Origin of the sequence: Xanthomonas sp. WHRI 7065, assembly GCF_040203115.2 — a bacterium.
GTDB lineage: Bacteria > Pseudomonadota > Gammaproteobacteria > Xanthomonadales > Xanthomonadaceae > Xanthomonas > Xanthomonas arboricola.
This window is the reverse complement of the sequence record NZ_CP168194.1, coordinates 1962906-1987654: the sequence shown is the minus strand read 5'-3', so window position 1 is coordinate 1987654 and position 24749 is coordinate 1962906. Positions and strand designations below refer to the sequence as shown.

Here is a 24749-nt window from a genome sequence, read left to right as displayed (position 1 = left end):
GCCGTGCCTGCCTCGATGAATGATTCCGACACCCTGGGTGATGCCACCGATCGCATGCTGCTGCGCCGCATGGCGGCGGGCGATCGCGCCGCGTTGTCCACCATGTACACCAGCTATCACGGCCGGCTGTGCCGCTTCCTGTCGCGCCTGACCCGGCGCCCGGACATCATCGAAGAAGCCATCAACGACTGTTTCTGGATCGCCTGGCAGAAGGCCGGCGACTTCCGCGGCGATTCGCAGGTCTCGACCTGGATCATGGGCATCGCCTACCGCTGCGGCCTCAAATGCCTGCGCCAGCACGACGGCGAGGCCATCGACGATACCGCGGTGGTGGAAGACCACGCCCCCAGCGCCGACGACAACGACGACCGCGAGCTGCGCGACTGGCTCGACAAGGGCATGGAACGGCTGTCGCCGGACCAGCGCCTGGTGATCGAACTGGTCTACGGCGTCGGCCACAAGCTGGAAGAAGTGGCCGAGATCATGCAGTGCCCGGTAGGCACCATCAAGGCCCGGCTGTTCCATGCGCGGGTCAAATTACGCAATGTGCTGCCCGGCCTGGCCGGCGGCGCCCCCTATACGGAGACCATGCAATGAAGACGTTTTTCATCGCGCCTGGCAAGGAATGCTCGCACGCCTGGGAACTGATGCCCGCGGTCCTGCTTGACAGCGCCACCGAGGAAGAGAACACCTGGCTGATCGCGCACGTGGCCAAGTGCGCCTCGTGCAGTGCCGAGTTCGCCCAGCAGAACCGCCTGCGCCAGGCGCTGGCGCTGCCGTCGGCAGTGAAGCTAGACGCCAACGCCGGCCTGCAGCGCCTGCTCGGCCGCCTGGACGCGCCGGAGCAGGCCAGCGCGCCCGCGCCGCCGGCAGCGCGCCGCTCCGGTAGCTGGACCGTGCGCGCCCTGGCGGCCGCAGCGTTGGTGCAGGCAATCGGCCTGGGCGTCATGGGCGTCAGGCTGGCCGCGCCCGCGCCCTCGCACGACTACCGCACGCTCAGCAGCGCCACCGCCCAGCCGGTGCCGCAAGGCGCCATCCGGGTGGTGCCGGACGCCAAGATGACCGTGGCCGACTGGGACCGCCTGCTACATGCACAGCAGTTGCAGGTGATCGGCGGGCCCAACGAGATGGGCGCCTACACCGTGGTGCCGGCCCAGCCGCAACCGCCGGTCCAGCCGCAGCAGACCGTGCAGCAGCTGCGCGCCAACCCGGGCATCCGCATGGCCGAGATCGTATCCGCACCATGAAGCGCCTGCTCGCCATCGGCATCATCGCCGCCTGCATCGGCCTTGGCCCGCAGGCCGCCGCGCAGGAGCCGGCGCAGGCCGCCGCCAGCGCCAGCACGCCACCGGCGGCCGATGCGCACACGCCCGACAGCAGCCGCGACATCCTGCTGGCGGTGGCCAACCCGCTCAGCGCACCACCGGCCCGCGCCGGGTCCAGCCTAATCGGCTACGCCTCCAGTTATTACGGCGCCGGTCAGAAGGCCGCCGTGCGCATGGAAGCACTCAAGCAGCGCTACAAGCTGCGCGAAGTCTCCGGCTGGCCGATCACCTCGCTGGGTCTGTATTGCGCCGTGCTGCAGCCGCCGCCGGGGGTGTCGCGCGACGAACTGGTCAGCGCGCTGGCTGACGACGACGGCGTGGAGCTGGTGCAACCGGTGCAGGATTTCTCGGTGTTTTCCGCCGACGCATCGGAAAAGACCACTGCGCTGTCCGGCTACAACGACCCGTACGTGGATCTGCAACGCGGCTTCATCGCCACCGATGCGGCCAGCGCACAGACCGTCACCCAGGGCCGCGGCGTGGTGGTAGCGGTGGTCGATACCGGCGTGGACACCACGCATGCCGACCTGAAGGCGCGCATCCGCGACGTGCACGACCTGGTCGACGACTCGCCGGTGATGACCAGCAGCGACTCGCACGGCACCGAGGTGGCCGGCATCATCGCCGCCGGCAGCAACAACCATCAAGGCATCGTCGGCATGGCGCCCAAGGCCATGCTGAGCATCTACAAGGCCTGCTGGTATGCGCCCACGGTCGGCGCCACCGCACGCTGCAACACCTTCACCCTGGCCAAGGCGCTGGCGGCGATCAACAACAGCTCCGCACGCGTGATCAACCTGAGCCTTGGCGGCCCGGCCGACCCGCTGCTGAGCAAGATGCTGCAGCACCTGGTGCAGCAGGGCCGCATCGTGGTCGCCGCGATGCCGCCCAACGGCCGGCTGGACGGCTTTCCCAACGATGTGCCGGGCGTGCTGGTGGTACGCAGCAGCAGCCCCACCGCGGCCATGCCGGGCGTGCTCAGCGCCCCCGGCAAGGACATCCTGACCACCCAGCCGAACGGCCGCTACGACTTCACCTCCGGCTCGTCGATGGCCACCGCGCATGTCAGCGGCGTGGTCGCGCTGCTGTTGTCGCTGTCGCCGTCGCTGGACGCCACTGCATTGCGCGAGCTGATGCAGCGCACCAGCAAGCTCTCCGACGGCCAGTTGCAGGTCAACGCCGGTGCCGCCGTGCAGGCGCTGGCGCCTCCCGCCAGACATTCCAACTGACGACACCGGCATGGCCAAGTGGATTCCCTTGTGGCTGCACAGACTCAGCTCGCCGCCGACCTTCTATCGCGTGGCCGGACGCGTGCGTCCGTGGGCAATGGGCCTGGCGCTGTTGCTTGGTGCGGTAGCCGCCTACGGTGGGCTGGTGCTGGCGCCGCCGGATTACCAGCAGCACGATGCCTACCGCATCATCTTCATCCACGTACCCAGCGCCTGGATGAGTCTGTTCATCTACGCGGCGATGGGCGTATCCGCGTTCATTGCGCTGGTGTGGCGGATCAAGCTGGCCGAGGTGGTGACCATGGCCTCGGCGCCGATCGGCGCGGCCTTCACCTTCATCACCTTGTGCACCGGCTCGCTGTGGGGCAAGCCGATGTGGGGCACCTGGTGGACCTGGGATGCGCGGCTGACCTCCGAGTTGCTGCTGCTGTTCCTGTATCTGGGCGTGCTCGGCCTGTACCACGCAGTGGAAGACCGCCGCCAGGCGATGCGTGCGGCCGGCTTGCTTGCGTTGGTGGGCCTGGTGAATCTGCCGATCGTGCATTACTCGGTGGTGTGGTGGAACACGCTGCACCAGGGCTCCACCGTGCGCCTTCTCGGCCCCTCCACGATGAGCGCGGACATGCTGTGGCCGCTGCTGACCATGACGCTGGCGACCAAGTGCTATTACCTGGCCAGCCTGTTCGGCCGCGTGCGTGTGGACCTGCTCGCCCTGGAAAGCGGTAAGGATTGGGCGCGCCGCATCGTGCTGACGGAGCGCACCGCATGACGACCCTGCTGGCGATGGGCGGCTACGGGCAATACGTGTGGACCGCGTACGCGCTGTTCGTGCTGGTGCTGCTGGCCGACCTGGCATCGCCATGGTTGCGTCGCCGCCGCCTGCCGCGCGAGCTGCGCAGCCAGCTGCAACGGCAAACGCCGCGGCGCACGCGCGAAGTGTCGGCAACAACGCCGCTGGAGCGTGAAGCCCCATGAACGCCACCCGCAAGCAACGCCTGTGGCTGGTGATCGGCGCACTCGCCGCTGCGGCATTGGCGGTCACGCTGATCGTGCTCGCGCTGCAGCGGAACATGAGCTACCTATTCACGCCCAGCCAGGTACATGCCGGCGAGGCGGCCAGCTACCGGCAATTCCGCCTCGGCGGCATGGTCAAGGCCGGCTCGATCCAGCGCGCCACCGACAGCCTCACCGTCCACTTCACCGTGATCGACAAGCATGCTGCGACGCAGGTCGAGTACACCGGCATTCTTCCGGACCTGTTCCGCGACAACCAGTCGGTGATCGCCAATGGGCGCATGCAGGGCGGGCGCTTCGTCGCCAACGAAGTGCTGGCCAAGCACGACGAAACCTATATGCCGAAGGAACTGAAGGACGCGATGGCCGAAGGCCATGTCGGCAAGCCGATTCCCGCCGCCGCGGTGCCGCTGTCTGCGCCGCGCTGATGCGGCGCGCAGGCTGTGCCTTCCCTCGATGATCCCTCTTCGCTGCACGATGCGATTCGCCCATGACGCCTGAACTCGGCCAGATCGCACTGATCCTGGCGTTACTGCTCTCGCTCGCCCAGGGCGTGCTGCCGCTGATCGGCGCCTGGCGCGGCAATGGCGCGTTGATGGGCATTGCGCGGCCTGCCGCGGTCGGTCAGGCGCTGTTCGTGTGGATGGCGTTCGGCCTGCTCGCCTGGTCGCTGCTGTCGCTGGATTTTTCGGTGCGCTATGTCGCCGACAACGCCAACATCGCACTGCCCTGGTACTACCGCTTTGCCGCGGTGTGGGGCGCGCACGAAGGCTCGTTGCTGCTGTGGATCGCGATCCTGTCGAGCTGGACGCTGTTGCTGGCCGCCTTCAGCCGGCATCTGCCGCAGCATTTTGCCGCGCGCGTGCTGGCGGTGCTGGGGCTGGTGTCGGTGGGCTTTCTCGCCTTCATCCTGCTGACCTCCAATCCGTTCGCGCGGCTGTCGCCGATTCCGCTGGATGGCAACGAACTCAATCCGGTGCTGCAGGACCCGGGCATGACCTTCCACCCGCCGGTGCTGTACACCGGCTATGTCGGCTTCTCGGTGGCGTTTGCGTTCGCGGTGGCGGCCTTGCTGGGCGGCGAGCTGGAACAGGCCTGGGTGCGCTGGGCGCGGCCGTGGACCAATGTGGCCTGGGCCTGCCTCACCGCCGGCATCGTCGCCGGCAGCTGGTGGGCGTATGCGGAACTGGGCTGGGGCGGCTGGTGGTTCTGGGACCCGGTGGAAAACGCCAGCTTCATGCCGTGGCTGGTCGGCACCGCGCTGATCCACACCCAGGCGGTCACCGAAAAACGCGGCAGCCTGCGCGCCTGGACCATCCTGCTGTCGATCCTGGCGTTCTCGCTGTCGTTGCTGGGAACCTTCCTGGTGCGCTCGGGCGTGCTGACCTCGGTGCACGCCTTCGCCGCCGATCCGCGCCGTGGCCTGTACATCCTGATCTTCCTGATCGCCGTGGTCGGTGGCTCGTTGCTGCTGTATGCGCTGCGCGCGCCCCGGATCGCCAGCGGCAAACCGTTCGCCGCCGCCTCGCGCGAGACCGCGATCCTGATCGGCAACCTGCTGCTCACCGTGGCGGCGGCGATGGTGTTGCTGGGCACCTTGTTTCCGCTGGTGGCCGATGCCTTCGGCCTGGGCAAGGTGTCGGTGGGGCCGCCCTACTTCGGCTTGCTGTTCCCGCTGCTGATGTTGCCGGTGATGCTGTTGCTGCCGTTCGGCCCGTACCTGCGCTGGGGCAAGGCCGAGGCGGCGCCGTTGCAGGCACTGGGCACGCGCGCCGGCATCGCCGCGGTCGCCTGCGCGCTGGTCGGCAGCCTGTTTGCCGAGGGCCAGCCCAGGGCGATCGCCGGGATCGGCGTCGCCGCATGGGTGGCGGCCGGCACCGCGCTGTACATGTACAAGCGCTGGCGCGAGATGCCGCGCGGCCGGCGGTTTCCGGCGGAAATGGCCGGCATGCTGCTCGCGCATGCGGGCGTGGCGGTGTTCGTGGCCGGCGTGCTGGTATCGGAAAGCCTGTCGGTCGAACGCGACGTGCGGCTGTCGCCCGGACAGACCGCCGAGATCGCCGGTTACGCCTTCCGCTTCGACGGCGTGCAACTGATCGACGGGCCGAACTGGAAGGCCGAACAAGGCAGCGTGCAGGTCAGCCGCGATGGCCAGCTGGTTGCGCAATTGCATCCGCAAAAACGCCTGTACAGCAGCGAGCGCATCCAGACCGAATCGGCGATCGACCCCGGTATCACCCGCGATCTGTATGTCGCGCTCGGCGAGCCGCTGGACGATCAACACATCGAGTACGACTGGACGCTGCGGCTGTACTACAAACCCTTCATCCGCTGGATCTGGGCCGGCGGCCTGCTGATGATGCTGGGCGGCTTCGTCAGTGCCTGCGCCCGTCGGTTCCGTGCGCCGGCGCTCGCCACGACGGCGGCCACGGCACCGGCACACGGCACCAGTGTCACTGCGCAGGAATCGCACGCATGAACCGTCTGCTGCCCTTGCTGGGTTTTCTGTTGCTGGCGGCGCTGTTCGGCTTCGGCATTTACTGGACGATGCAGCACAACCCGCGCGATGTGCCCTCGCCGTTGATCGGCAAGCCGGCACCGGCGTTCTCGCTGCCGCGGCTGGATCGGCCCGAGCAACGGGTCAGCCGCGATCAGCTGCTGGGCAAGCCCTACGTCCTCAACGTGTTCGGCAGTTGGTGCGCCGAATGCGTGCACGAACATCCGGTGCTGATGGCGCAGGCCAGCCGGCTCGGTGTGGCGTTGATCGGCTACAACTACAAGGACGCGCCTGCCGACGCCACGGCCTGGCTTGCGCAGTACGGCAATCCGTATGCGTTGGTGATTGCCGATGAAGCCGGCCAGACCGCGATCGATTTCGGTGTCTACGGCGCACCGGAGAGTTTCCTGATCGATGCGCAAGGCGTGATCCGCTACAAGCACATCGGCGTGCTCACACCCGCAGTCATCAACGACGAGCTGCTGCCCGCCATCGCCGCACTGCCCGGGGGCACGCGGTGATGGCGGCGCGCCGGGTTTGGCGCTGGTACTGGCGCATGCACGGCCGGCAACTGCGTCTGCTGCTGGTGCTGCTGCTGGGCGTGCTGCTTGCACCGCCGCTGGCGGCGCAGGCGGTGGACCCGCTGCCGTTCAAGAACCGCAGCGACGAAGCGCGTTATCAGCGCCTGACCGCGCAGTTGCGCTGCCTGGTGTGCCAGAACGAGAACCTGGCCGACTCCAATGCCGAGCTCGCGCGCGATCTGCGCCACCAGGTGTTCGCGCAGTTGCAGGCCGGCAGGAGCGATGCGCAGATCAAGCAGTACATGGTCGATCGCTATTCGGACTTCGTGCTGTACGACCCGCCGGTCAAGCGCGGCACCTGGCTGCTGTGGTTCGGTCCGTTGCTGCTGCTGGGTGCCGGTGCGGGCGTGGTGATCCATACCGTGCGCAAACGTGCGCGCGCCGGCACGCCGGTGGCGCCGCAGGCGGAGGAAGAATGGTGATGACCGGTTTCTATGTCGCAAGCGCCGCGCTGGTGGTCGTCGCCTTGCTGTTGGTGCTGGTGCCGTTGCTGCGCCAGCCCGCGCGTAATGGCAACGCACGCTACACCTTGCCGATTCTGCTGGTGCTCGGCTTGCCGATCGCCACGGCCGGCTTGTATCGGCTGGTCGGCGCGCCGGACGCGATCGCACGGCGTGTGTATGCGACGGCGCAACCGGCAGACGCGCCTGCCGTCGCCGCTGGTGAGCAAGCCCGGGCCGCAGAGGCCAACGCCGACGCTGCGCAGGAGCAGGCGCTGGAGTCGTGGATGCAGCAAGCCAGGACCCACGAGCAGGACAACCGCCCCGCCGATGCGCGTGAGGCCTATGCGCAAGCGCTCAAAATAGCGCCGGATCTCAGCGCCGCCATCGTCGGCTGGGTGGCCGCGGACATGGCCACGCGCAGCGATTTCGCCATCGACGCCGACTCACGCAGCCGCCTGCAACAGGTGGTCGCACGCGAGCCGGACCACCAACGCGGCCTGTGGCTGCTGGGCATCAGCGACTTTCAGCAGCAGGACTACCGCGCTGCCAGCGAGCACTGGCGACATCTGCATGGCTTGCTCGACGCCGGCTCGCCGATGCAGAAGGCGGTGGCCGACAAGATCGCCGTGGCCGAGTCGCTGGCCAGCGCGCGGCAGTCCGGGCGCGCAGCGCCCTGACGCCAACCTCAGGCTGCATCCCTCATCAAGGCCGCCCCGGTGCCAGCCGACGGCAGCGCCGTCGTGGTGTCAGGCGCGATTGACCGCGCAACGCCATCAGGCCGACGGCCCCAACACCTCGTGCAGCTTTCCGCTGAACTCGCCCAGCGTAAACGGCTTGGCGATCATGCTCATGCCGTCGGCAAGAAACTCGCCGCGATCGCGCGCGGTTTCCGCATAGCCGGTCATGAAGATCACCGGCAGATCCCGCCGCGACTGCCGCGCAATCTCGGCCAACTGGCGCCCGTTGAGTCCGGGCAGGCCCACGTCGGTCACCAGCAGATCGATGCGCCGTTGCGAGGCCAGGATCGGCAGCGCCGCATCGGCGTCGGCCACCACATCGGCCTCATAGCCCAACTCGTTGAGCAGTTCGGTGACCAGCAGCCGCACCTGTTCGTCGTCTTCCACCACCAACACCTGCTGGCCGCGCCCGGCCACCACGGCACCGGCTTGCGGTTGCGGCGACAGCGCCTGCGGATGGAGACCGGCAGGCAGATACAGGCTCACCGTGGTGCCCTTTCCCAGCTCGGACTCCACCCACACCTGCCCGTTGGACTGCTGCATGAAGCCGTAGATCATCGACATGCCCAGGCCGGTGCCCTGCCCGATCGGCTTGGTGGTGTAGAACGGTTCGAACACACGCTCCAGCACATCGGCCGGCATACCGGCGCCGCTGTCGGTCACCGACACCACCGCGTAATTGCCCGGCGCCAGCGTCACCCCGCGCCCGAGTTCCAGCGGTTGCGCTTGGACCTGCAACTGCCGGGTGGCGATGCGCAACTGCCCGCCATCGGGCATCGCATCGCGGGCATTGATCGCCAGGTTGAGCAGCGCGCTTTCCAGCTGGTTTTCGTCGACATACGCCTGCGGCAGGTCGGCCTGCAGATCGGTTTCCAGATGCACCGATTCGCCCAGCGTGCGCGCCAGCAATTCCTGCAGCGACACCACCAGGTCGTTCAGATGCAGATGCCGCGCTTCCAGCGATTGCCGGCGCGAAAACGCCAGCAGCCGTTGCGTCAGTGCGGCCGCGCGCAGGGCCGACGCCGACGCCACATCCAGAAAGCGGCCCAGCCCTTCGGTGCGACCCTGGTCGATGCGCAGGCGCGCCAGATCCAGCGCCGACAGGATGCCGGTCAGCATGTTGTTGAAGTCATGTGCGATGCCGCCGGTGAGCTGGCCCACCGCTTCCATCTTCTGCGCCTGGCGCAATGCCGCCTCGCTGGACTCGCGTGCCAGCATCTGCTGCTGCAGCTCGGCGGTGCGCTCGGCCACCTTGACCTCGAGCAGGCTGGCCTGCTGCTGGATCGATTCCAGCGCCAGCGCGCGCGCGGTGATGTCGGTGGCAAATACATGAAAGCCGTCCACCTTGCCGTCCGCATCCAGGCGCGGCATGTAGCGGATCTCCGCATCACGCCGGCGTCCGTCGGCGTGCGGCCAGCTGGCCTCCACCGTCAACGCCCGCCCGGCCAGTGCGGCCTCGATCCAGGCGCGACGCTGCTGCACCACCGCCGGCCCAACCACGTCCACCATCGGGCGCCCGATCACCTCGGCAGGCGGGATGCCGATCCAGTCTTCATACGAGCGGTTGGCGAAGCGGTAGATAAGATCCTTGTCGATGAAGGCAATCAGCACCGGCAGCGCATCGGTGACGCGGCGCAGCTCGGCCTCGCTCGACATCAAGGCCATTTTGCTTTCGGCCAACTGCTCCATCTGGTCGCGGATCACGAACTGCTTCTGGCGCGAGCGCAAGGCAGTGGAAATCGCGCTCAACAACGACGACGAACTCAGCGGCCGTTCCAGCTCGATGACATTGGTGACTTCCGCCGGCAGCGTGGCCTGGCGCCCGTTATGGGTGCCGCGCGGCGCACGCAGCAGCACGAACGGAATATCCGACCAGGCGGCCTGGCTCTGCAGGATGCGCGAAAGCTGCTGCAGATCGCCGCCCACCGCTTCCTCGGTCAGCACCACCACACCGGAGGCATCGAGCAGGTCGCTGGCCAGCGCAGCCAGCGAGCCGTACACCCGGCGCGTCAGTCCGCGCTGGCCGACAATGCCGGCAATGCTCTCCGCATCGCGGCCGAACGGCGCGATGATGTGGACGATGGACCCATCCGGGTCACAGGTAGTCAAGTGGACGATCCAGCAACGGCGTATCGTCCCCAACGAAATGCGGAGTACCGGTCAGCACGCCGTGGAATTTCTCCAGCGGCTCGCTCAGATGGATACCGCCCGTCCCGATGCGCAGCTCGCGGATCGAATCCTCGTGCGCGCCACTGCGGTTCTTGATCACCGACAAGGCCTTGCGGATGCGCCCCTGCGCCTCGAAGAAGCGGAACAGGATGACGGTGTCGGCCATGTAGGAGATATTGAGGTTGCCGGTGGACATCGTGCCGACCAGGCCGTGCTGCGGATTGACCAGGAACGTGGTCACACCGCTCTGGTTGAGGTAGGACAGCAGCTCGTGCATCTGCAGCATCAGCTGCTTTTCCTGCGGCATGGAGGTGAGATAGCCGTTGAGGCTGTCGATCACCAGCACGCGGCAGTTGCGCTGTTCCACACTGGCGCGCACCGCCCAGGCGAACTCGCCCGGGGTCAGCTCGGCCGGATCCATCTGATGCAGTTCCAGCAAGCCGGCGTCCAGATACTTGCGCAGATCCATGCCCAGGCTCTCGGCACGCGTCAGCAAGGTGCCGGTGCGCTCGTCGAACTCCAGGATGCAGCAATGCTCGCCGCGCTCGCAGGCAGCGGTCACGTACTGCAGCGCGATATTGGTCTTGCCCGAGCCGGCAGGCCCGGTCAGCAGCGTGCTGGTGCCGCGCAGCGGCCCCCCGTGCAGCAGCGCATCGATCCGCGCCACGCCACTGGACACCGCATCGCCGATGAACGGCACATGGTGATCGGAGGCGATCAGCCGCGGAAAGATCCGCATGCCGCCGGTGGTGATGGTGAGGTCGTGGTAGCCGGCGATGAAATCCACACCGCGCAATTTCTGCACCTGCATGCGCCGCCGCGCCGCACCGAAATCCAGCGTCATGCGTTCCAGCGAAATCACCCCGTGGCACAGGCTGTGCAGATGCGCATCGCGTTCGCCGTTCTCGCCGGTGAGGTCGTCGACCAGGAACACGGTGATGTTGCGCGGTGCAAAGAACTGCTTGAGCGCCAGCACCTGACGCCGGTAGCGCAGCGAATCCTGCGCCAGCAGGCGCAACTCGGACAGCGAGTCGAACACCACACGCGTCGGCTTGACCCGGTCCACCTCGGACTGGATCAGCTTGATGGTGCCATCCAGCTCCATTTCCCACGGATGCAGGATGGACTGCTGGCGTCCATCGCCCAGAAACGCCTCGGCCGATGCCAGCTCGAAGATATGCAGCGCCTCCAGCGACCAATTGTGCGAGGCGGCCACTTCGTTGAGCTCGTCGATGGTTTCCGACAAGGTCACGTACAGGCAGCTCTCGCCCTTTGCAGCGCCATCGAGCAGGAACTGCAGCGACGCGGTGGTCTTGCCCGAGCCCGGCTGGCCCTCCAGCAGGTACAGGCGGTTGGGCGGCAGGCCGCCGCGCAGGATGGTGTCAAGCCCCGTCGTACCAGTCGTAATGCGGTTTGCGATCATCGGCTTCAGATTTCCCATAGGTTTAAATTTATCACGGGCGCATCACTGGCCGCTGCGCACCAATGAATGGATCAGCTTGCTTGGCGCGAGCTGAGCGTCCGCGATATCGGTAGAGTGCTGTGACCTGCGCCGCGCTTTATGACAGTTCCGACACGTTCGTCACGCGCGTGGGCCTAGCGTTACGCCTGAAGTGCATCGCATGGTTGCGATCGCTCGAGGACAGCGGTGAATCACGCATCATGTAACGCCCGTATCTTGCTGGTCGAAGACGACGATGCCATTCGTGCGATGACCGCAGATATCCTGGGTGACGAGGGCTACCAGGTCACCGCGTCGGCAGACGCCGAGCAGGCGCTGGAGCAGCTCAACCAGGCGCGTCCGTTCGATCTGCTGCTCTCTGATATCTGCCTGCCCGGCATGAACGGGCGCGACCTTGCCGACAATGCGCGCCGTCTGTATCCCGCCCTGCCCATCGTGTTCATGACCGGCTATGCCGGGTCCATTGCCAAACGCGCGGATTTTCTCGATACCGGCATGCGTCTATTGACCAAGCCGTTTTCGTTGCGCGACCTGCTGGGCATCGTGCAGACCGCGCTGTAAGCAAGCCCGACCCAATCATCGCCAGGCCTGCATGCAGGCCTCAGTGCGATTTGCGCTCCAGCAGCTGCGCCACGCGGCGTTCCAGGTCCACGGCCAAAAACGGCTTGGTCAGCACCTCCATGCCCTCCTCCAGTTGCCCGGCGCCCACCGCCGCGGTTGCCGCGTAGCCGGTGACGAACAGCACGGGCAGCGTCGGCCGCGACTGCCGCCCCGCGTCGGCGACCTGACGTCCGTTCAATCCGCCGGTCAGGCCGACGTCGGTCACCAGCAGATCGATCGTCTCCTGCGAGCGCAGGCGCTCCACTGCGGCGCTGCCTTCGGCGGTCTCGATGACGCGGTAGCCCGCTTCGCTCAGCACTTCGGACATCAGCACGCGGATCGCGGTTTCGTCTTCCACCAGCAGCACCGTGCAGCTTGGCGCGGTGGAACGCAGCGGTTGCTCGGTCGCCGGCACTGCCTCGTCCTGCGCCAGCACGCCATCGAAGCGCGGCAGGTACAGCGCCATCGTGGTGCCGACGCCCACCTCCGAATCGATGCGCACGTGGCCGCCGGACTGGCGGGTGAATCCGTAGATCATCGACAAGCCCAGACCGGTGCCCTGCCCGATCGGCTTGGTGGTGAAGAACGGCTCGAACACCTTGGACATCACATCGGCGCTCATGCCGGTGCCGGTGTCCTGCACGCTCAGGCACACGTACTCGCCGATCGGCAGGTCCAGCTGCTGGGCGGCGCCGGCGTCCAGCACCCGGTTGGCGACGGCGATGGTGAGCTCCCCGCCATCGGGCATCGCATCGCGCGCGTTGATGCACAGGTTCAATAGCGCGTTTTCCAGCTGCGGCGCATCCACCAGCACTTTCCAGGGGTCGGCTGCAGGGCGCAGCCGCAAGGCGATCGAAGGCCCCAGCGTGCGCGCGATGATGTCGTGCATGCCCTGCACCAGTGCCTGCACGTCCAGCGCGGTGGGCGCCAGGGTCTGCCGGCGCGAAAACGCCAGCAGCCGCTGGGTCAATGCGGTGGCGCGCGCGGCGCTGGATTGCGCCATTTCCACGTAGCGCTCCAGGCGGTCGTACTTGCCCTGTTCGATGCGCGTCTGCAACAGCTCCAGACCGACGCTGATCGCCGTCAGCAGATTGTTGAAGTCGTGCGCCAGCCCGCCGGTCAGCTGGCCGACCGCCTCCATCTTCTGGCTCTGGCGCAGCTTTTCCTCGGCCAGCAGCAGCGCCGCGCTGCGTTCGCGCACGCGCTCTTCCAGCGTTTCGGTCAGCTGGCGCAGCTGCTGTTCGGCCAGCCGCTTGTCGGTGATGTCGGCAGCGGTGCCGAACCACTCCACGATCTGCTCGCGCTCGTCCAGCAGGGGAATCGCGCGCATCAGGGTCCAACCCACCCGCTGATCGGCATCCAGCACGCGGTATTCCACATCCAGCCCGGTCTTGTTGACGATCGAATGCGCAATGGCTTCGGCCAGCCGCGCGCGATCGTCCGGGTGCACCATCTCCTGCTGCCAGTTCAAGCTTGCCGAGAGCGCATCGCTCAGCGCCCCCTCGCCAACCAGCTGGCGAAGCTCGCGCCAGTCGGCGCTGGCCGAGAAGATCGACTGCGAGGACGCGCGCACCAGCGCATCCAGCCGGCGCTCGCTCTCGCGCAGGGCTTCGCTGGCCAGCCGCTCGGCGGTGCGGTCGCGCAGCACCTTGACAAAGCCGATCGCCGCACCGGTTTCGTCGCGCAGCACCATCAGCGACCCGTTCGCCCAGAAACGCTGGCCGGACTTGCGCACATGCCAGCGCTCGTCCATGCCGCTGCCGCTTTCCAGCGCCGCCGCCGCCTCGATCAGGATCTGCCGGCGCTCCACATCTTCCGGGGTGAAGGTGCGCTCCAGCGTCTGGCCCAGCATTTCGGCTTCGCTCCAGCCCAGAATGCGCTGCGCGCCTTCGTTCCAGGACGTGACCAGGCCGTGCAGGTCGGTGGCGATGATCGCGTAGTCCATCACGCTGTCCAGGATCTGCCGGTTGCGCACTTCCGCCTCGCGCACCGCGCGTTCCAGGCCGATGCGGTCGGTGATGTCCAGGCCCTGCACGAAGATGCCGGAGACGGTGCCGTCGGCGCCGGCGATCGGCTGGTAGACCAGATCCAGCAGGCGTCGCTCCACCGGGCCGCCCGGCTCGGCCTGCACGTTATAGGCCAGCGCATTGGCCGCATAGGCACGCCCGGACTGGTACACCTCGTCCAGGCGATGCAGATGCCCCTGCTCGACCAGATCCGGCAAGGCCTCGGCCAGCGGTTTGCCGATCACGTCGCGGTGCCCGATCAGGCGCGAATAGCACGGGTTGGCGAACTCCACCCGATGTTGCGGACCGCTCAGGAACGCCATGAACATCGGCGCCTGCTCGAACAACCGGATCAGCCGCTCGTGCTCATCGGCAAGCCGGTTTTGCGCCACCTTGCGGTCGGTGACTTCGTTGGTGACGCAGAACGCGCCGCCCACACGTCCATCGTCCAGATAGATCGGCGAGAACGAGAACGTCCACCAGGTGTCTTCCGGCGTGCCGTAGCGGTTCATGCCGATCGGCACTTCCTCGAAGCGCGAGGCGCGCCCCGCGAACGCGGCCTCGATTGGCGCACGCACCGCCTCCCAGGCATCGGCCCACAGTTCCTGCAGCGGCGCACCCAGCGCATGCGGCTGCCGCGGCCCCAGGATCGGCGTATAGGCATCGTTGTAGAAGAAGGTCAGCGCATCGCCCCACACCACATACATGCTTTCCGGCGAGCTGAGCATCAGGCTGACCGCATTGCGCAGCGGCGACGGCCATTGCGTGGTCGGCCCCAGCGGTGTTGCGGCCCAATCGTAGGCGCGCACGGCCTGCGCCATGGCGCTGTCGCCATACGGAAACGACGCGCTCATGCGGCGCCCGATCGCGCTGCCGTCCAGCGGCAGTCGTCCTGCGTGCAATGCGCAACGCGGTGCGCGGCCGGTTTACCAATCACCCAAACAAGCATCTTTGACGAACCATTGAAGAAGAACCAGGGGCCAACGCCGCGCATCGCCGGCTGGCAGGATCGGCAAGGCCGACCTGCCGGCCTGACCTGCCACCAGCGCCATCCGGCATCGCCGTGGGCGCCCTGCCCGGCGTGCAGCGCCCGCCTACGTTACAACACTCAGGTGACGATGCCTGCTGACTGCGCGCCGGCCCCACCATGGCGCACGTTGCCACGCGGCAGCCGGCATGGATCCCTCGCTGCGGCGCGCAGGCAATGCCCCGTGGTGCGCGTGCCCGGATAAAATCGCGAGATGGCCGAAAGGCGTGGCACGGTAACGCAGATGCAGGATCGCGACGTACTCATTCACCCGCTGGCTGCGGTCGCACCGGGGTATCTGGCCAACCACGCTGCGCGGGTCTTCAATCGTCTGGTGGATGCGCAACTGCGGCCGCATGGCGTGTCGCTGGCACTGATCGGGCCGATCATGCTGCTGTCCTGGAAAGGGCCGATGCTGCAACGCGACCTGGTGATCGACTCCGCGGTGAAGCAGCCGGCAATGGTGGCCCTGCTGGACAAGCTGGAGGGCCTGAAGCTGATCGAGCGCGCCCCGGCGCCGCAGGACCGCCGCGCTGCGGTGGTCTCGCTCACGCCGCGTGGGCGCAAGATCGCCGAGATCGGCGGCAAGATACTGATCGATCTCAATGCCGATGCGCTGAAGGACTTCTCGCCCGAGGAGGCGCAGCAGACTGTCGCGTTCATGCAGCGCCTGATCGCCAACCTGGAGCAGCGCGACCGAGACATGTAATATCACTTCTGATATTTATTCTTCCGGGTGATCTGTCATGGCGCGTCGCATCCTCATCACCGGCGCAAGCGTCGCCGGCAACACCGTGGCCTGGGCGCTCGCCCGGCAGGGATTCGACGTCAGCGTCGTCGAGCAGGCCGCGCAGTTTCGCGATGGCGGCCAGAACATCGACGTGCGCGGGGTCGGCCGCGAGGTCCTGCAGCGCATGGGCCTGGAGCAGGCCGCACTCGATCACGGCACCGGTGAGGAAGGCACCGCCTGGGTCGACGACCACGGCCATGCGGTGGCGACCTTCAAGACCGACGACATCGATGGCGATGGCCCGACCGCAGAGCTGGAAATCCTGCGCGGCGACCTCGCCCGCCTGCTCTACGACGCCGCCCGCCAGACGGCCGAGTACCGGTTCGGCGACCGCATCGCCAGCATCGACGACGACGGCGAGGCTGCCACCGTCCGCTTCCAGAGCGGACGCAGCGACCACTTCGATGCCGTCATCGTCGCCGAAGGCGTCGGCTCGGCCACACGCGAGCTGGTGTTTCCCGGCGAGAACGACCCGCGCTGGATGGATCTGACCATTGCCTACTTCACCATCGCACGCACCGCCGACGACGACCGCCTGTGGCGCTGGTATCACACCACCGGCGGGCGCAGCATCTCGTTGCGCCCGGACCAGCACGGCACCACGCGCGCCATGCTGTCGCTGCAGAAAGTCCCCGAGGGCGAGCAGGACTGGGACATGGCGACCCAGAAGGCCTATCTGCGCGAACGCTTCGCCGACGCCGGCTGGCAGGCTGCGCGGGTGCTGGACGGCATGGACACCACCGACGATTTCTACTTCGATGCCTTGCGGCAGGTGCGCATGCCGCGCTGGCACGCCGGCCGCGTCGTGCTGACCGGCGACGCGGCCTGGTGCGCAACCCCGCTGGCCGGCATCGGCGCCACCCTGGCGGTCACCGGCGGCTACGTGCTGGCCAACGAGATTGCACGCGCCGCGACGCTGGAACAAGCCTTCGCCGCCTACGCCGACGCCATGCGGCCGATGGTGGAACAGGGACAGGGCGTGCCGAAGATCGGCCCGCGCCTGATGAACCCGCACAGCCGGCTCGGCATCCAGCTGCTGCACGGCGCACTGAAATTCGCCAGCCAACCCAGCCTCCAGAACATTGCCGCCAAGCTGATGACGCCGTCGATGAAGGCGCCGGATCTGTCGCGCTATGAGTGAGGCTGTCTGGCTCGGCGGCTGTGCTGCGGTGGCAGCACGGTGCGTGCTGATCGACGCCTGCCATCGGCCGCGGCTCCGGCGCCGCGGCCGTTTCCACGCCTAGGCCATTCGCTGAGCCTGAATCCGCTTCTGCCCTGGCGCTGACCGGCACCGCAGCACTGCGCTGCGGCCGCGACCGATGGCTTGCGTCCCCGCACGAAATCGAAGTCAGAATGTAATTGCTCGCTGCCTGATCGCCCCGGCCTGATGGCATTGCGAAGCCAACCGTGGATGAATCCTGCCGCCGCCGGCGGTTTCATTTCCGCTGACGCAAGCCGCTAACGAACAGGTCGAGACATCCTTCGTGCAGCGGCAACGCTGCCGACCCCATCGGTGTCCCGGGCGCATCGCCTCCCAGCTGTTGCTGGGATTCTCCCCGCTCTTCCGCTCGCCGGATCACCGATCAAACTCCCTATGTCCCTGCTTTCGAATCTGCGCATCGGTCAGCGCCTGGCCCTCGGCTTCCTCGCGATCATTGTCCTGATGGTGATCCTCACCGTCGTCGGCATCCAGCGCGTACGCAGCATCGACCAGCAGCTCACCGCCATCAACGAAGTGAACAGCGTCAAGCAACGCTATGCGATCAATTTCCGCGGCAGCGTGCACGACCGCGCGATCGCCCTGCGCGATGTCGTGCTGCTGGACGACCCGGCAGACCGGCACACGGCAGAACAATCGATCGACAAGCTCGCCGCGGACTACGCCCGCTCCGCCAAGCCACTGGACGACATGATCGCGGCCTCCACAGACGCGGAAGAAAAGGCCATCCTCCAGCGGATCAAGGCCATTGAGCAGCGCACCATGCCGTTGATCGCGCAGGTGCGCGCGTTCCGCGATGGCGCCGACAAGCCGCATGCCGAACAACGCCTGCTGCAGCAGGCGCGCCCCGCCTTCGTCGCCTGGCTGGCCAGCATCAATGCCTTCATCGACCTGCAGGAGGCCAAGAACCGCGCGGCCGCCAAGGATGCGGTCACTACCGCGCGCGGCTTTGCAATGCTGATGGTGGTCTCCACCGTCATTGCCTTGCTGCTGGGCGCCACCATTGCGTGGTTGCTGACCCGCAGCGTGGTGCTGCCCTTGCGCCAATCGCTGCGGCTGGCCGAGCGCATCAATGACGGTGACCTGCGCAGCCAGGACCTGCCCACCAGCAAGGACGAATCCGGCCAGCTGCTGCGCGCCATGCAACAGATGCAGCGCCGCCTGCAGGATGTGATCTCCGCCCAGCGCAGCATGGCGGCCCGCCACGATGCCGGCGAGATCAGCTACCGCACCGACGCCCAGCAGTTCCCCGGCGAATACGGGCACATGGTGCAGGACACCAACGCTTTAGTGCATGCGCACGTGCAGACCCAGCTGCGCATGACCGAAGTCATGGGCAGCTATGCCATCGGCGACCTGGCCCCCGAAATCGAGCAATACCCTGGCGAGAAAGCCGCCATCACCGCCACCATGCAGCAGGTCAAGCAGAACCTGCGCGCCATCAACGCGCAGATCCAGCAGCTCACCCAGGCTGCCTGCGCCGGTAACTTCGCGCTGCGCGGCCAGCCGGAAAAGTTCGAACACGACTTCCGCCTGATGGTCGAAAACCTCAACACCATGATGGCCACCTCCGACACCAACCTGGCCAGGTTTTCCGACCTGCTGCGGTGCATCGCCGATGGCGACCTGACCGTGCGCATGACCGGCAACTTCCACGGCGTGTTCGCCTCCATGCGCGACGATGCCAACAGCACCGTGCATCGCCTGACCGACATCGTCACGCATATCCAGACCACCTCCAACAGCATCGGCTTTGCCGCCGAAGACATCGCCAGCGGCAACCAGGAACTGTCCCGCCGCAGCGAACAGCAGGCCGCCAGCCTGGAAGAAACCGCCGCCTCGATGGAAGAACTCACCTCCACCGTCAAGCAGAATGCCGAGCACGCCGGCCGCGCCAACCAGCTCGCGCTGGGCGCCGCCGCCATCGCCTCGGAGGGACGCGACGTGGTCGGCCAGGTCATCGAACAGATGTCCGGCATCGAAGCCTCGTCCAGGCGTATTGCCGACATCATCTCGGTCATCGACGGCATCGCCTTCCAGACCAACATCCTCGCGCTCAATGCCGCCGTCGAGGCCGCACGCGCCGGCGAACAAGGCCGCGGTTTTGCCGTGGTGGCCTCGGAAGTGCGCACCCTCTCGCACCGCTCATCGGACGCCGCCAAGGAGATCAAACGCCTGATCGACGACTCCGTGCAACGCGTCGCCGACGGTGCAACGCTGGTGCACAAGGCCGGCACCACCATGGGCGAGGTCGTCACCAGCGTCCAGCATGTCACCGACATCATGGGCCACATCTCCGCCGCCTCGCAGGAACAGGCCGGCGGCATCGAACAGGTCAACCTGACCATCGCCCAGATGGACGAAACCACCCAGCAGAACGTCAGCCTGGTCGAAGCTGCGAGCACGGCGGCGCGCTCGCTGGAAGCGCATTCGACCCAGCTGACGCAGGCGGTCGAGGTGTTTAAGGTCAATGCCTCGGTGATCTGACTGGCCGGGTAGCGCGATCCTTAGCGACTGGCCATATTGCTGCCTGCGCTCGCGCAATGTTGCGCACTTGCGCGAGCGCATCACGGCGAAGTGACACTGCATCGCATTGATGTGGTCGCTACATCCGCACAGCGCACCGAGACATCAGTTTGCATCTCCACAACACACGGGCATGATTGCCGCCATGGAACGTCTCCGACCCGTCCGCAGGCTGGTGCTTGCAACGCTTCTGGTCGCCTGGCTTGCCGCGTGTGCAGCGGCAGGACCCATTGCCAGCCAGCCCATCGAAGGCCCGGTGCGGCTGGGAGAAATCGCGGCGGTCGATGGCCCCAAGGTTCGTCCCGACCGCGTCATCGAAGACAGCCGTTGCCCGGCCGAGGTGCAATGCGTCGTGGCAGGCCGGCTGATCGTCAGGGCCACCGTGCTCGGCGGCGGCTGGTCCAAACAGATCGATCTCACGCTTGGCATCCCGGTGCCTGTGGCCGATGGCCAGTTGACGTTGGTCGCCGCCACTGCCCCGCCAGCAGACTCGGCAACGGCCGCCACGTCGGACATGCGCTTCACCTTTCGCTTTCAGGGTGGCCGTTGATCAAAGTGCTTCAGGCCCGGGGCGATGCAGCACGACCGCTAGGCCCTGCAGGCGCCCACACGTCATCCAGCGCTGCTCGTAGCCGTTGAACCGAGGCATACGCTTGTTCTTGCGTTGCAAAGCCCGAGAATCCCATCAGCAAACCGCCCGACGATGAGGGGCGCATTCGCCACCTGCTCAATGCCTGAAGTGGCAGTCCGTGTGCTTGGGCGGCCTGCGCCAGCAGCGCATCGCTTTGCCCCGTGCTGGGGTAGGCCAGCACCTGGAGTCCGCCTGCCTGGGGCTGGATCGCCATGCGGGAGCCAAAGATATCGCTGAGCGCATCGACCAAATAGCTGCGCCGCTGACTGTAGAGCACGCGCATCTTGCGCAAGTGACGGGAGAAGTGCCCTTGCTCCATGAACTCGGCGACCGTGGCCTGTGACACGAAGGATCCCACACAGCCAAACTGCCCGGCTGCATCGGCGAAACGTTCGGTCTGGGCCTTGGGGACAACCAGATAGGCCAGGCGAAGACCAGGGAAAAGCACCTTGCTGAAAGACCCCGTATAGAGCACGCGATCATTGTCATCCAGGCTACTGAGCGCCGGGAGGGACCGGCCGTGGTAACGAAATTCGCTGTCGTAATCGTCTTCTATCACCCATCCATTGACCTGGCTGGCCCAGTCCAGCAATTGCAGGCGGCGAGGCAATGACAGCGCTACGCCCGTCGGGCTTTGATGGGCAGGTGTGACCACAGCGAATCGCGCCGCAGGGCTTTGCTTCAGACCTTCGCCTACGTTCAAGCCCTCCTCGTCTACTGACACCGGCTGCAGCTGCATCCCGGAGCGCTGCAGGAACTGGCGGGCGAATAGATAGCCTGGATCTTCATACCAGCCGACATCCCCCGTTTTCAGCAGGGTGCGACAGATCAAGTCCAGGGCACCCGGGTAGCCTGCGGTTACGAACACCTGCTCGTATGTGCAGGCAACGCCTCGAGCGCTGACCAGGTAGTTGGCAATGGCACGGCGGAGTGGCTCATAACCTGCCGCTTCGGGGTAGGCCATGGCTGCCGTATCCAGCGAGCGCAGGTGACGCCCCGCCAGGCGTTTCCACACCTTGCTGGGAAATGCATCGAACGCCGGCACGCCAAGTTGGAAGGGCCTGCTGAGCACGCCTGCAGACGACGCATCCAGCGAAGGCGCCGCGCGCGGCGGAGAGTGACGCTGACGCTGGCCAGCACCCACGCTGCCTGCCATGGGCGACACCACGGTTCCGGCTGGCCCCCTGGTCAGAAGGTATCCCTCACTCACGAGCAGCTCGTAAGCCTTCTCTACCGTTCCACGCGCAACCCCTACTTCGCTGGCAAGGCTGCGCACCGAAGGCACCCGATCACCCGGGCGCAGCCCGCCTTGCGCAATTGCGTTTCGGTAGCGCCAATACAACTGCAGAAACATCGGCAAGTTGCGCACCGGCTCGCACTGCCCCCTGTCACTCATGCCCTACTCGACTCTTCAATTCTTGCCCCATCCAGCTGGGACATCAGTCTCCTAAAGTAGGCGTGGTCGCACAAGAGGCGGCTGAAGCTCCGCCGGGCACCCGAACATTGCTCGCCGCTCATCCCTGTTCTGCGGCCTCGTTGGCGCAGCGGCAGCGTCAGCGGGTTTGCCTCCTAAAAACGGCTGTTTGCTGCCACTGACTCAAGACTGGATTCTGCGTGAACACACTTCGTTTGCCTTACCAAACCCTATCTCCAGATGCCTACAAAGGTTTTGGCATCACCAAGAAGGCACTGGAGAAGAGCAGCCTCGGCAAGCCCTTGATTGAACTTGTCTACCTGCGCGTTTCGCAACTCAATGGCTGCGCCTTCTGCCTGGAAATACATGCTGCTGCGTTACGTGCTGGCGGCATGCCCGACGCCAAGTTGGACAGCCTGGCCGGATGGCAAGTGAGTCCGCATTTCAGCGAACGTGAGCGCCTGGCCCTGGGGTGGACCGAGTCACTGACAGATATTGCAAACAGCCGAGCCCCTGATAATGACTTTGCTCTTCTGAAAGCCCATTTCAGTGACGCCGAGATCGCTGACCTGAGCTTTGCCATCGCGCTGATGGCCGCATTCAATCGTTTGGCGATTGGCATGCGTCAGTAAAGTCCAGCGCGTCAAGGCAGACTGCCCGCCCTGTCTCGCAACGCTGATTGCGCATCAAGGCTCAGAACAGGGGCTTGACGGCCGGCTAGAGTCCGGCCCCAGCACACTGCACTGCTGGCGACTGCTCATTGTCGCCTTCGCTGATCCAGGCGCGGCGTATGACTACGCTACGCACTGGATGGCCAGGTGCTGTGCATCGAGCGGGATGGCAAGCGCTGCCTTGCAGTAGCCCAGGCTAGGATTGCCCTCTGGCCTGGGGAAAACAGCGCTCCATTCGATCCGTCCACGCTGCCAACTGCTCAAGCGTATATGCCTCGATCGGCTTTGCCATTGTCGAGGAGGCTTTGTGTTGCGAAACGGTCGCAACCAAGGAGGAGGAAAGGCGATCCCAACAACGCATCAGCAGCACGGGGGATGGATGCGAAGCAACCAGGGCCTCAAGCACCGCGCCCTGCGCCACCCTTGCTGCCTGCAGGTCACTCAAGGCATCCACAACCGCTGTCATCCATTGCTCGTTCAACTGCTCCATACCTTTCAACAACGCTGTGGGAAGCGCATAGCGTATCCGGATCCACATGTCCTTGGTGGTGCGTTTTGCCAGTCGGCGCGAACACAGCTGAACAAGCAAGGTGATGCCGAGTTCAAGCAGAGTACTGCGTGACAGACGTCAGCGGTCACCACTGGCCAACGCAGTTTCTATAACGAAGAACCATCGCTTGAGATGATCGATACCAGCTGACGTTGAGCGCGGCAATCAATGCTCAAGCTGTGATCAGGCAACTAAAGCCGCATGGCAAAGGCACCAACGACATCGTCACTTCGGAGCGATGTGCAGTCCAACCTGAAACGAATCCCCAGCCACTACACCACCAGAAAATGAAATGAAAACGTGGAGCGGCTGCCAACTGAAACGCTGTGCTGATGCAGACCTTGCTTGAACTCAATGCAAACCCATCAGTGATGAATGTTGAAGTCAGCCGCTGCCAGCAGCGTCTTCACCGCACACGGCGACATCGGCCGGCCCTACTTCAATGTGCGGATCACGGTCGAGCGCCTGAAACAGCGCATGTCTGTCCCTCGTCGCAGTCAGCAACCCATGCCCTCTGGCACAGGACGCTTGTCGCTCCCGTGGTTACCGTTCGAGGACCTACTCGATCCTTCGTCCAGCATGTTTCAACAAGGCTCCTCAAGCGCACATCTCCACCCGGGCATCCCTGTACTGGGACATCCTCTGGCACGCATCGCAGCGATCGCAGTCATCCTCGCACTGGCGCACTACCGCTGGGTGCAGTTTCCCTGGCGGATGCCGCTTGTCGGCATTCTAGGGATTGCCTTGGTTTGGCTGGAAACGCGCTCGCTGAGTGCCTGTGGATTAAAGCCTCAGCCGTCTCGCGCCTTGCTCGGCTGGACGCTGCTGCTGCTCGCGCTGGTCATCGGCGTCATCAATCCGTTCGTGCAACCGCTGATCGATGCGCTGACCGGCACCAAGGCCGACTACAGCGGCTACGGCGCACTGCTTGGCAACGTCAACGCGGCCGCCCACCTGGCAGGCGGCGCCTGGCTCAGCGCGGCGCTTGGCGAGGAACTGGTCTTCCGTGCGTTCCTGATGCACCACCTCGATCACCTGCTGAGCCGCCATCGTGGCGGACGCGTGATGGCGACACTGGCAGGGGGAGCCCTGTTTGGCGCGATGCACCTGACCCAAGGCATCTCGGGGGTGTTGCTGACCGGGCTTGTCGGCGCGTTGTTCGGCTATGTCTATCTGCGATCACGACGCAACCTCTGGGCGATGATCCTGGCGCATGGCTTGATCGATACCTGGGGCATTGCGACGCTGTATCTGGGTTGGTACTAGCAGACACCCACCAGGATCCGCTTGCCTCGGTGCCTCACTGCCAGCAAATCCTTGTCACGTCATCCACGGATGCTGGACGATAGCGCCTTGTCCTCCGCTGCATGAGCAGATTGTCCAGACATGACCACCGATAGCCTGCTCTCGATCGTTCAAGCGCAGCTGGATGCCTACAACGCCAAGGATATCGACGCGTTGCTGGCCACCTATGCTGACGATGCCGAGCATTACACCTTGCACGGACCACAGCTGGCCAAGGGACATGCCATGCTTCGCGAGCGGTTTCTGGCCCGCTTTCAAGAGCCGGACCTGCATGCGCAGCTGTTGTCGCGGACCGTCGTCGGCAACATGGTCACCGACGCGGAGCGCATCACCCGCAACTTTCCAGACGGGATCGGCCTTGTTGAGATGCTATGCATCTACGAGGTGATCGATGGAAAAATCCAGAGAGCCTCATTCGCGACGGGCGCACGCATCGACACCGCACCTGCCCGATGAAACATTTCAGGCGATCGGTCTAGACCGGGCGCCTTTTCAGGCCGAGTGTAGAAAAGCCATTGAACGCATTCTGGTTTCCAGCGCACCGCCCTGCTTC

At 65.8% G+C, this 24749-nt stretch carries 23 protein-coding genes; 18 read left to right on the top strand and 5 right to left on the bottom strand.

Annotated elements, in window-relative coordinates; translation table 11 throughout:
• The first annotated feature begins 15 nt into the window (after positions 1-15).
• The 10 genes from ABQY64_RS08630 (at position 16) to ABQY64_RS08585 (ending at position 7766) form a co-directional block, all read left to right on the top strand.
• Positions 16-597 carry a sigma-70 family RNA polymerase sigma factor gene (locus tag ABQY64_RS08630; RefSeq protein WP_016902094.1) on the top strand — a complete coding sequence of 194 codons (582 nt, stop codon included), beginning with the start codon at positions 16-18 and terminating at the stop codon, positions 595-597.
• A complete protein-coding gene (locus tag ABQY64_RS08625; protein WP_164739400.1) occupies positions 594-1247 on the top strand; it encodes a zf-HC2 domain-containing protein in 654 nt (217 codons plus the stop codon). The genes ABQY64_RS08630 and ABQY64_RS08625 overlap by 4 nt, the downstream gene beginning before the upstream one ends.
• Complete coding sequence (locus ABQY64_RS08620; protein ID WP_104552731.1) at positions 1244-2554, top strand: S8 family serine peptidase; 1311 nt, start codon at positions 1244-1246, stop codon at positions 2552-2554. The genes ABQY64_RS08625 and ABQY64_RS08620 overlap by 4 nt, the downstream gene beginning before the upstream one ends.
• A 10-nt stretch (positions 2555-2564) precedes the next feature.
• Positions 2565-3323 carry a heme ABC transporter permease CcmC gene (gene ccmC / locus ABQY64_RS08615; RefSeq protein ID WP_127158434.1) on the top strand — a complete coding sequence of 253 codons (759 nt, stop codon included), beginning with the start codon at positions 2565-2567 and terminating at the stop codon, positions 3321-3323.
• Positions 3320-3529, top strand: a complete 210-nt coding sequence (gene ccmD / locus ABQY64_RS08610) for a heme exporter protein CcmD (RefSeq protein WP_127158433.1) — start codon at positions 3320-3322, stop codon at positions 3527-3529. Before ccmC ends, ccmD begins: the two co-directional genes overlap by 4 nt.
• Positions 3526-3996: a cytochrome c maturation protein CcmE gene (gene ccmE, locus ABQY64_RS08605; RefSeq protein WP_039527891.1), complete on the top strand. Its 471-nt coding sequence runs from the start codon at positions 3526-3528 to the stop codon at positions 3994-3996. The genes ccmD and ccmE overlap by 4 nt, the downstream gene beginning before the upstream one ends.
• A gap of 62 nt (positions 3997-4058) precedes the next feature.
• On the top strand, positions 4059-6047 hold the full coding sequence (locus ABQY64_RS08600) for a heme lyase CcmF/NrfE family subunit (protein WP_024940341.1): 1989 nt from the start codon (positions 4059-4061) through the stop codon (positions 6045-6047).
• Positions 6044-6586, top strand: a complete 543-nt coding sequence (locus ABQY64_RS08595; RefSeq protein ID WP_065049065.1) for a DsbE family thiol:disulfide interchange protein — start codon at positions 6044-6046, stop codon at positions 6584-6586. Before ABQY64_RS08600 ends, ABQY64_RS08595 begins: the two co-directional genes overlap by 4 nt.
• On the top strand, positions 6586-7068 hold the full coding sequence (locus ABQY64_RS08590; protein ID WP_127158432.1) for a cytochrome c-type biogenesis protein: 483 nt from the start codon (positions 6586-6588) through the stop codon (positions 7066-7068). The genes ABQY64_RS08595 and ABQY64_RS08590 overlap by 1 nt, the downstream gene beginning before the upstream one ends.
• Positions 7062-7766, top strand: a complete 705-nt coding sequence (locus ABQY64_RS08585) for a tetratricopeptide repeat protein (protein ID WP_039527898.1) — start codon at positions 7062-7064, stop codon at positions 7764-7766. The genes ABQY64_RS08590 and ABQY64_RS08585 overlap by 7 nt, the downstream gene beginning before the upstream one ends.
• A gap of 96 nt (positions 7767-7862) precedes the next feature.
• On the opposite strand, the gene ABQY64_RS08580 is transcribed toward ABQY64_RS08585, so the two are convergent.
• Positions 7863-9935, bottom strand: a complete 2073-nt coding sequence (locus ABQY64_RS08580; RefSeq protein WP_104593475.1) for a PAS domain-containing protein — start codon at positions 9933-9935, stop codon at positions 7863-7865.
• On the bottom strand, positions 9922-11436 hold the full coding sequence (locus ABQY64_RS08575) for an ATPase domain-containing protein (protein WP_047125551.1): 1515 nt from the start codon (positions 11434-11436) through the stop codon (positions 9922-9924). The genes ABQY64_RS08580 and ABQY64_RS08575 overlap by 14 nt, the downstream gene beginning before the upstream one ends.
• A gap of 237 nt (positions 11437-11673) precedes the next feature.
• Between ABQY64_RS08575 and ABQY64_RS08570 the strand changes: the two genes are divergently transcribed.
• Positions 11674-12018, top strand: coding sequence for a response regulator (locus ABQY64_RS08570; protein WP_039520710.1), 345 nt, complete (start codon positions 11674-11676; stop codon positions 12016-12018).
• Between the two features lie 40 nt (positions 12019-12058).
• On the opposite strand, the gene ABQY64_RS08565 is transcribed toward ABQY64_RS08570, so the two are convergent.
• Positions 12059-14917, bottom strand: coding sequence for a PAS domain-containing protein (locus ABQY64_RS08565; protein ID WP_349779990.1), 2859 nt, complete (start codon positions 14915-14917; stop codon positions 12059-12061).
• Positions 14918-15334: 417 nt separating this feature from the next.
• Here ABQY64_RS08565 and ABQY64_RS08560 point away from each other — a divergent pair, with 417 nt between their 5' ends.
• The 4 genes from ABQY64_RS08560 (at position 15335) to ABQY64_RS08545 (ending at position 20175) form a co-directional block, all read left to right on the top strand.
• On the top strand, positions 15335-15799 hold the full coding sequence (locus tag ABQY64_RS08560; protein ID WP_349780033.1) for a MarR family winged helix-turn-helix transcriptional regulator: 465 nt from the start codon (positions 15335-15337) through the stop codon (positions 15797-15799).
• Positions 15800-15836: 37 nt separating this feature from the next.
• The gene (locus ABQY64_RS08555) at positions 15837-17021 is read left to right on the top strand and encodes an FAD-dependent monooxygenase (RefSeq protein WP_349779989.1); all 1185 of its coding nucleotides are present in this window, start codon (positions 15837-15839) and stop codon (positions 17019-17021) included.
• A gap of 453 nt (positions 17022-17474) precedes the next feature.
• On the top strand, positions 17475-19586 hold the full coding sequence (locus ABQY64_RS08550; RefSeq protein ID WP_039520705.1) for a methyl-accepting chemotaxis protein: 2112 nt from the start codon (positions 17475-17477) through the stop codon (positions 19584-19586).
• A gap of 172 nt (positions 19587-19758) precedes the next feature.
• Positions 19759-20175, top strand: a complete 417-nt coding sequence (locus ABQY64_RS08545) for a hypothetical protein (RefSeq protein WP_104574155.1) — start codon at positions 19759-19761, stop codon at positions 20173-20175.
• A gap of 10 nt (positions 20176-20185) precedes the next feature.
• On the opposite strand, the gene ABQY64_RS08540 is transcribed toward ABQY64_RS08545, so the two are convergent.
• Positions 20186-21652, bottom strand: coding sequence for a PLP-dependent aminotransferase family protein (locus ABQY64_RS08540; RefSeq protein ID WP_164739399.1), 1467 nt, complete (start codon positions 21650-21652; stop codon positions 20186-20188).
• A 218-nt stretch (positions 21653-21870) separates the two neighbouring features.
• Here ABQY64_RS08540 and ABQY64_RS08535 point away from each other — a divergent pair, with 218 nt between their 5' ends.
• Positions 21871-22302, top strand: coding sequence for a carboxymuconolactone decarboxylase family protein (locus ABQY64_RS08535; protein WP_047125557.1), 432 nt, complete (start codon positions 21871-21873; stop codon positions 22300-22302).
• A 235-nt stretch (positions 22303-22537) separates the two neighbouring features.
• On the opposite strand, the gene ABQY64_RS08530 is transcribed toward ABQY64_RS08535, so the two are convergent.
• Positions 22538-22831 (bottom strand): hypothetical protein, encoded by a 294-nt coding sequence (locus ABQY64_RS08530; RefSeq protein WP_039520701.1) that lies wholly within the window; start codon positions 22829-22831, stop codon positions 22538-22540.
• A 774-nt stretch (positions 22832-23605) separates the two neighbouring features.
• Here ABQY64_RS08530 and ABQY64_RS08525 point away from each other — a divergent pair.
• Entirely contained in the window at positions 23606-24157 is a 552-nt protein-coding gene (locus ABQY64_RS08525; protein WP_102584225.1) for a CPBP family intramembrane glutamic endopeptidase, read from the top strand.
• A gap of 120 nt (positions 24158-24277) precedes the next feature.
• Complete coding sequence (locus ABQY64_RS08520) at positions 24278-24652, top strand: nuclear transport factor 2 family protein (protein WP_039527911.1); 375 nt, start codon at positions 24278-24280, stop codon at positions 24650-24652.
• Positions 24653-24749: the final 97 nt, after the last annotated feature.

Bases quoted from the DNA above. Each gene is read 5' to 3' on its own strand.
- ABQY64_RS08630 (WP_016902094.1), top strand. From the start codon at position 16: ATGAATGATTCCGACACCCTGGGTGATGCCACCGATCGCATGCTGCTG.
- ABQY64_RS08625 (WP_164739400.1), top strand. From the start codon at position 594: ATGAAGACGTTTTTCATCGCGCCTGGCAAGGAATGCTCGCACGCCTGG.
- ABQY64_RS08620 (WP_104552731.1), top strand. From the start codon at position 1,244: ATGAAGCGCCTGCTCGCCATCGGCATCATCGCCGCCTGCATCGGCCTT.
- ccmC (WP_127158434.1), top strand. From the start codon at position 2,565: ATGGCCAAGTGGATTCCCTTGTGGCTGCACAGACTCAGCTCGCCGCCG.
- ccmD (WP_127158433.1), top strand. From the start codon at position 3,320: ATGACGACCCTGCTGGCGATGGGCGGCTACGGGCAATACGTGTGGACC.
- ccmE (WP_039527891.1), top strand. From the start codon at position 3,526: ATGAACGCCACCCGCAAGCAACGCCTGTGGCTGGTGATCGGCGCACTC.
- ABQY64_RS08600 (WP_024940341.1), top strand. From the start codon at position 4,059: ATGACGCCTGAACTCGGCCAGATCGCACTGATCCTGGCGTTACTGCTC.
- ABQY64_RS08595 (WP_065049065.1), top strand. From the start codon at position 6,044: ATGAACCGTCTGCTGCCCTTGCTGGGTTTTCTGTTGCTGGCGGCGCTG.
- ABQY64_RS08590 (WP_127158432.1), top strand. From the start codon at position 6,586: ATGGCGGCGCGCCGGGTTTGGCGCTGGTACTGGCGCATGCACGGCCGG.
- ABQY64_RS08585 (WP_039527898.1), top strand. From the start codon at position 7,062: ATGGTGATGACCGGTTTCTATGTCGCAAGCGCCGCGCTGGTGGTCGTC.
- ABQY64_RS08575 (WP_047125551.1), bottom strand. From the start codon at position 11,436: ATGGGAAATCTGAAGCCGATGATCGCAAACCGCATTACGACTGGTACG.
- ABQY64_RS08565 (WP_349779990.1), bottom strand. From the start codon at position 14,917: ATGAGCGCGTCGTTTCCGTATGGCGACAGCGCCATGGCGCAGGCCGTG.
- ABQY64_RS08560 (WP_349780033.1), top strand. From the start codon at position 15,335: ATGCAGGATCGCGACGTACTCATTCACCCGCTGGCTGCGGTCGCACCG.
- ABQY64_RS08555 (WP_349779989.1), top strand. From the start codon at position 15,837: ATGGCGCGTCGCATCCTCATCACCGGCGCAAGCGTCGCCGGCAACACC.
- ABQY64_RS08550 (WP_039520705.1), top strand. From the start codon at position 17,475: ATGTCCCTGCTTTCGAATCTGCGCATCGGTCAGCGCCTGGCCCTCGGC.
- ABQY64_RS08545 (WP_104574155.1), top strand. From the start codon at position 19,759: ATGATTGCCGCCATGGAACGTCTCCGACCCGTCCGCAGGCTGGTGCTT.
- ABQY64_RS08540 (WP_164739399.1), bottom strand. From the start codon at position 21,652: ATGAGTGACAGGGGGCAGTGCGAGCCGGTGCGCAACTTGCCGATGTTT.
- ABQY64_RS08530 (WP_039520701.1), bottom strand. From the start codon at position 22,831: ATGGAGCAGTTGAACGAGCAATGGATGACAGCGGTTGTGGATGCCTTG.
- ABQY64_RS08525 (WP_102584225.1), top strand. From the start codon at position 23,606: ATGCCGCTTGTCGGCATTCTAGGGATTGCCTTGGTTTGGCTGGAAACG.
- ABQY64_RS08520 (WP_039527911.1), top strand. From the start codon at position 24,278: ATGACCACCGATAGCCTGCTCTCGATCGTTCAAGCGCAGCTGGATGCC.